This is a genomic window from Streptomyces sp. NPDC050743, from assembly GCF_044456925.1.
Lineage (GTDB): Bacteria > Actinomycetota > Actinomycetes > Streptomycetales > Streptomycetaceae > Streptomyces.
This window is the reverse complement of sequence record NZ_JBITGJ010000063.1, coordinates 44,313-50,312: the sequence shown is the minus strand read 5'-3', so window position 1 is coordinate 50,312 and position 6,000 is coordinate 44,313. Positions and strand designations below refer to the sequence as shown.

Genomic DNA, 6,000 nt, shown 5'->3' with positions numbered 1-6,000 from the left:
CGGACCGCCTGCGGTGCAGGTCGACACCGACGTACTGGTGTCCGTCGTACTCGCTCACCTGGGGCTCCTTCGCCGTCACGAAGTGGGTGACTGGCTTCTACCCAGACCACCCGCGGAGGGCGGGACTTCGCCCCTTCATCGCATCAAGGCCTGTGGATCTGAGCCGCGTTCATGGCGATGCGGGCTTGCGGGCGAGGATCTGGATCCCGGTTGACTCGTGACCGTTCATGGTGGGCACCGTGATGGTCCGGGTGTCGATGGTCTGGAACCCAGCGAGCAGGGTGGAGAACCACTCGGGGGGGTGGTGGCGGCAGACCGCACCGTCGCCGGTTTCGAACACGCCGTAGCTGCCGTAGTGATCGGCATGGCGGCCGTAACGGTTGCGGTTGCGTTCGTCGTCTTGCAGCAGAAGATCGCTGACGTAGAGGATTCCGCCGGGCTTGAGGATGCGGTTCAGCTCGGCGATCAACCGGTGCTGGGCTTCGTCGCCGGGGACGCAGGTCAGCACGGCGAAGAGCAGAACGGCGTCGAAGCCTGCATCTGGACAGGGCGAGGCGGGCGGTGCGTCCAGGGCGGCAAAGCGCATGGTGGGGTGCAGGTGGCGTGCCCGGCTGATCATTCCCGGTGAGGCATCGACGCCCGTGAGGTTGCCGAAGCCGCGCTGTTCGAGCTCCTTCATGATGCGGCCGTAGCCGCACCCGTAGTCGAGGATCGCGGCGTGCCTGCTGATCCCGTCGAGCCAGGGGAGGTGCAGCGGGTGGGTGAACGTCTTCGTGGCCGCAGCGGCATCCCAGTAGGGAACCTGGCTGTCGAGGTCGAACAAGGCGGATACCTCCCTGGACACTTGCCTGAAGCCGGTCATGCTGCCACGGCGGTTGGGCGTTCGACGAGCTGGCCGCGTTCGAAGCGGGCTCCGGCACGGACGAGGGCGACGAGGTGGGGTGCGTTCACGGCCCGCCACCGCTGCTGGGCGGACTCGACGAGCTTGAAGACCATGGCCAGGGCGGCGGTGCGGGAGCCGGCCCCGCGGGTGACCTTGGTCCGCAGCCGGACGGTGGAGAACGTGGACTCGATCGGATTCGTGGTCCGCAAGTGGATCCAGTGTTCGGCCGGAAAGTCGAAGAACGCCAGCAGCTCCTCCTGATCGTCGGTGATCTTCTTGACCGCTTTGGGGAACTTCGCGCCGTAGAGCTGGGCGAACGTCTTGACCGCCGCCTCGGCGTGGGCGCGGTCCTCGGCGTTGTAGACGTCCTGGATCGCCTTCTTCGCGCCGGGCTGTGCGGACTTCGGCATGGCGTCGAGAACATTTGCGGTTTTGTGAACCCAGCACCTTTGCTCGCGGGTGTCGGGAAACACCTCGGCCAGCGCCTTCCAGAAGCCCAGCGCGCCATCGCCGACCGCGAGGACGGGGGCGCGCATGCCCCGGCGGGCGCAGTCGCGCAACAGGTCGGCCCAGGACTCACCGGACTCGCGGTAGCCGTCTTTGAGCGCCACCAGCTCCTTGGAGCCATCGGCGCGAACCCCTATGAGCACCAGGACGCACGCCTTGGCCTCCTCCAGGCGGACGTTGAGGTGGATGCCGTCGGCCCACACGTACACGTAGTCGATTCCCGCGAGGTCGCGGTCCATGAACGCGGCGTGGTCGGCCTGCCACTGCGTCGTCAGCCGCGTGATCGTGGCCGGGGACAGCCCGGCCGAACTGCCCAGGAACTGCTCCAGGGCGGGCACGAAGTCGCCGGAGGACAGACCGTGCAGGTAGAGCAGTGGCAGCACCTCGCTGATCTTCGGGGACTTGCGGCACCATGGCGGCAGTATCGCCGAGGAGAACCGCTTCCGCTCGCCCGTCGCCTCATCGACGCGCTTGTCGTTCACCCGCGGGGCCTTCACCTCGACCACGCCGGCCGCGGTGGTGACTTTCCTGGGCTGGTGGTAGCCGTTGCGGACCACGAGCCGCCGACCGTTCTCGTCGCACTGGTCGGCCAACTCGGCTATGTACGCGTTGACTTCGGCCTCTAGCGCAGCGGCCAGCATCCTTCTTGCGCCTTCCCGAACGATCTCGTCGATCAGCGACGACCCGTCGTGAGTGGAGTCGTCCTCGTTGACTACGGTGAGCACGGACGTACCTTCCCGGCCGGTGCTGCGAACACCGGTCTTGCTCGGTGACCTATCGATCAATCACCCGGGAAGGTACGTCCTCCCCGGGTGATCCACAGGTTCTGAGCATTGCTCAACCCGCTGGATAGATCACGAAACCGCACTGGAGTACTAAATGCCTCTCAGGGTCGGTGGGATGTCCGGACCGGTGGTGCGGCCGCGCACCACCGGACCGATCCCGAGTCAGCCGGTGGCGGCCGCCTTCAGCTTCTCGACCTGCTTGGCCATCAGCAGCTGCGGAACCGCAGGCACCTTGGCGGCCTTGAAGTCGAAGCTCGCAAAGACGGCCATGGACGAGCCGATGCGGATGTCGACCAGGCGTACCGTGAGGGCGTGGCCCTGGACGTCACCCGTCGCGTCCAGGGTGACGGCGTCGTCGCCCAGCGCGGGACCCGGCTGGACGGCGAGCCGCACCCGGGTGATACTCCCGTCGTCCGGGCTCTTGCTCTTGTAGGTGGCGCAGGACTTCAGAGCCACCTTGAGGGCGGTCATGGCCTTCTCGGCGTCGCCCGCCGGGTAAGAGACGAGACGGCTGAAGATCATCGCTGATGTCTTCGCAGGCTGCGGATAGTCCTGGTCCACCGCGGCGGATGGCCTGATGGCCGCGTCGTTGGCCGCGATGTCGGCGATGGGCTGGCAGCTGGCAGGCATTGTGGTATCGGCCTTGCCGAACATGTCCTCACCCTTGTCGGGCTTGGACGCCTTGAAGCCGGCCGGTACCTCCGCACTGGTCAGCAGGGCCTGCTGCAGCGCAGCCTTGGTCAGCGTGCGGTCGACAGGTGACGGAGAAGCCGGCGCCGAGGCGGCGGGGGCCGGAGTGGAGGCGGCGGGGGAGGCAGCAGCACCGCCGGTCGCCGTGCCGCTGCTGGAGCAGCCCGAGACGGCCAGCGCCAGGCCGGCAACCAGCGCGGCACCGGCAAGACGGGTGGTACGGGACATGAACCATCCTCTGTTGTGGGTAAATGAGGAGCGGTCAGATTAGTACGCCGTTCGGATGCCCCCGGGAGGGGACCGGTCAGGACCGCACGTGCAGCCGTGGAAGTAGGCGCCCTGCCCGCACGGCTGCGGCTACGTCGGGCGGCCAGAGACTCGCGCCGGCGTTCTGTACCAACTGGCCCCGCAAATCAGCCCGAAGAAGTAGCCTGTGCTATACGGCTCTCAGAGGGCCGACGCAGACGGCCAAGAGGCCCTACCCCCAGGAGGGGTGGGGCCTCTTCGCGTCGCAAGGTCGATGCGATGGAAAGGCTTTCCGGCCTGGCGCTGGTCTGGAGGTCTGGCCACTTCCAGGTGAGGCCCGGGTGTCAGACGCGCACGGCAGACGTGGCGGATCCAGGCCCCAGGTTTCGGTCAGTGCTTGCCCTTGCCGCGCTTGTCAGCCTCCTTGGGCATTGGCTTGGCGTCGGTCGGCTTCTCCGGCTTCTGCTCGGCAGGCTGCGCCGGGGATGGGGACGTGGGCGACGGTGAAGAAGCGGCGCCGTACGGCGTCGAGGATGGTGACGTGGCGGGGCTCGTGCTCGTGGACGGCGTGGTCTGCGGCTCCTGCGCTGAGCCGGTGTCGGGCGAGAACCAGGCCATGCCCACCAGCAAGGCAATGATGAAGAGGCCGGCGCCGCCCAGCACGCCCACCAGGCGGGAACGGCGGAGGAACGGCAGGTGCGAGCGGCGGGTCGCGACCCGGTGCACGCTGGTCTGCCACTCGGTGTCCGCCACCGGGACGAAGGCACCCTTGGAGCGGGCCGTGGGAGCAGAGGTGGAGCTTGCAGGGGCGGCGGCGCTCGAGCCGGTGACGTGCGGCCGGTCCGGGCGGCTGTGATCCTGGCGTTCGCTCGGCAGCGGCTCCGGCGCGCCGCGCCAGGCTCCGTGCCCGAACCAGTCCGCCACCTCGTCGGCAGTGGGTCGGCTCTCGGGCTCCTTGGCCAGCAGACCGAGCAGGTAGCTCTCGAAGGCGGGCGGCAGGTCGGCGCCGAGTTGCCGGGGCGGGACCGGGGCGGAGTCGAGATGCTGATGAAGCACCGCGAGCGCGCTGTCCGCCTGGAACGGCGGGCGGCCGGTGAGGAGTTGGTAGAGCACACAGCCCAGGGAGTACATGTCCGAGGCCGGACCGGCGGTGCGGCCCAGGGCCCGCTCGGGCGCGAGGTAGAGGCTGGTGCCGACGATCTGCCCGGTGGCGGTGAGCGCGGCACCGGGGTCGTCGAGGAAGCGGGCGATGCCGAAGTCGCCGATCTTCAGGGTGCCGTCGGCGCCCAGCAGGAGGTTGGCCGGCTTGATGTCCCGGTGCACGATGCCCTGCCGGTGCGCGGCGGCCAGCCCAACGGCGGCCTGCGCGGCGATACGGGCCACCCGCTCGGCGGGCAACGGTCCGGAGACGGTGAGCAGCCCGGCGAGGCTGCCCCCGTCGACGAGCTCCATCACCAGAAACAGACGATCTTCGTGCTCGCCGAAGTCGAGGACGCCGACCACGTTCGGGTGGCTGAGGCGGCCGGCGGTCTGTGCCTCCAGCCGGAAGCGGGAGGCCGCGGTGGGGTCGGAGTCGTGGGGGAGCAGGAGTTTCACGGCGACCGGTCTGCCGAGCGTCTCGTCGAAGGCCCGCCAGACCTCCCCCATCGCACCCCGCCCGATGGCGTCCCCCAGCCGGTACCGGCCCGCTATCAGCACGTGTTCTTCACCCTCACACCCAAAGACGTCTTGATCACCGCAGGCCATGAATCACCGCGCGGACGCGGATCAAGGTGGGGAAGCCGCAGCGGCCCCAGCGTACCGGCCCTGCGACCTTGCCTTTCTGGGCGCGGCCATCCCTCAGGTTGCAGCGGGAGGGCCCGAGCCGCGGGACCACTCCAACGCCCGGCCGTTACGAGGTACGCCACGAGGCAGAGAAGACGCGCGTCGTGGTTCACGGATGAGTCGTGATGGCTTTAAGTTGCGCTTGTCACACGAGCGTCGGAGTTGTGACCACCTCTCGCCACCAGTAACACCCCAGGGACACAGCACGCTGGAACAAGAGTGACCCGCTCGTGAGGGTCGAGGTGCTCGCCCTCATGGGGAGGTACGCGAGCGCCGACCGCAGGAGCGGGCCGGTTCCCCCCGTGCTGGCTCGCTCCTGCTCGCATATGGCAGCCCGGGTGTCCACGTGACAGTCACACCCAGGCTGCCGTCGCTAGCGGGGCAACTGGCAGGCCGCTCTCCTAACAAGCCGACTGTCAACAGCCCCCTTTCATCGTGGACGCCACTCCCGCTAGAACTGATTTCACGTCAGATAGTGCCGTGCGCTTGCCATGTCGGCTGTGGGCTGACCTGCGGAGGGGCAGTGGTTGCCTGCCGTTGTCTGTCGTTGTTGGCCAGGCTTGGACGGCCCACAGACGGCCCGGCTCTGAGCCATGACCGGTTGCCCGGACGTCCCGGTCGCCATGACGCTCGCGTTGCGCTGGCGCTGGGCGTGCCGACGACCACCGCTTTAGGAGTTCGATCCGAGCCCGCTCCGGCCGCTGCCGTCGACTGGCGCGACGGCCAGACAGAGACGCGGGTGTACGCCCCTGTCCGGCGTCGTTGATGTCAGCCGTGGATGTCAGAAGCCTTCTGATCCGTAGCTCTATGTGGATCGGTCGGTGATGACTGTGGGCGAACTCCTGGCCGCTTACGGGGAGAACGACATGGCCGTTGACACGGTGAGCGGCATACCGGTCGCGCTACAGCTTTGCGAAGAGGCTGCCGGACGGGGGCGGTTGCTGGGGTTGCTGTACTTCGCTGCTGTACATCACCAATTTGGAAGACTGCGTATGTGGACGACGGCCGACCTGGCAAATCTCTGACCTATGCGGGAGCGCCGGTGACGCCGCTGTTCCCCGTGCC

The 6,000-nt window shown here is 68.1% G+C and carries 4 protein-coding genes; all 4 read right to left on the bottom strand.

The window, feature by feature from the left end:
* Positions 1-169: 169 nt before the first annotated feature.
* The 4 genes from ACIBJF_RS37835 to ACIBJF_RS37820 all read right to left on the bottom strand — a co-directional run bounded on the left by ACIBJF_RS37835 (position 170) and on the right by ACIBJF_RS37820 (position 4,809).
* A complete protein-coding gene (locus ACIBJF_RS37835; protein ID WP_399180815.1) occupies positions 170-823 on the bottom strand; it encodes a class I SAM-dependent methyltransferase in 654 nt (217 codons plus the stop codon).
* A gap of 35 nt (positions 824-858) precedes the next feature.
* Positions 859-2,115: an IS256 family transposase gene (locus tag ACIBJF_RS37830; RefSeq protein WP_399180814.1), complete on the bottom strand. Its 1,257-nt coding sequence runs from the start codon at positions 2,113-2,115 to the stop codon at positions 859-861.
* 222 nt (positions 2,116-2,337) lie between these two features.
* Entirely contained in the window at positions 2,338-3,093 is a 756-nt protein-coding gene (locus ACIBJF_RS37825; protein ID WP_399180812.1) for a hypothetical protein, read from the bottom strand.
* A gap of 408 nt (positions 3,094-3,501) precedes the next feature.
* Positions 3,502-4,809 (bottom strand): serine/threonine-protein kinase, encoded by a 1,308-nt coding sequence (locus ACIBJF_RS37820; RefSeq protein WP_399180810.1) that lies wholly within the window; start codon positions 4,807-4,809, stop codon positions 3,502-3,504.
* Between the last annotated feature and the right edge of the window lie 1,191 nt (positions 4,810-6,000).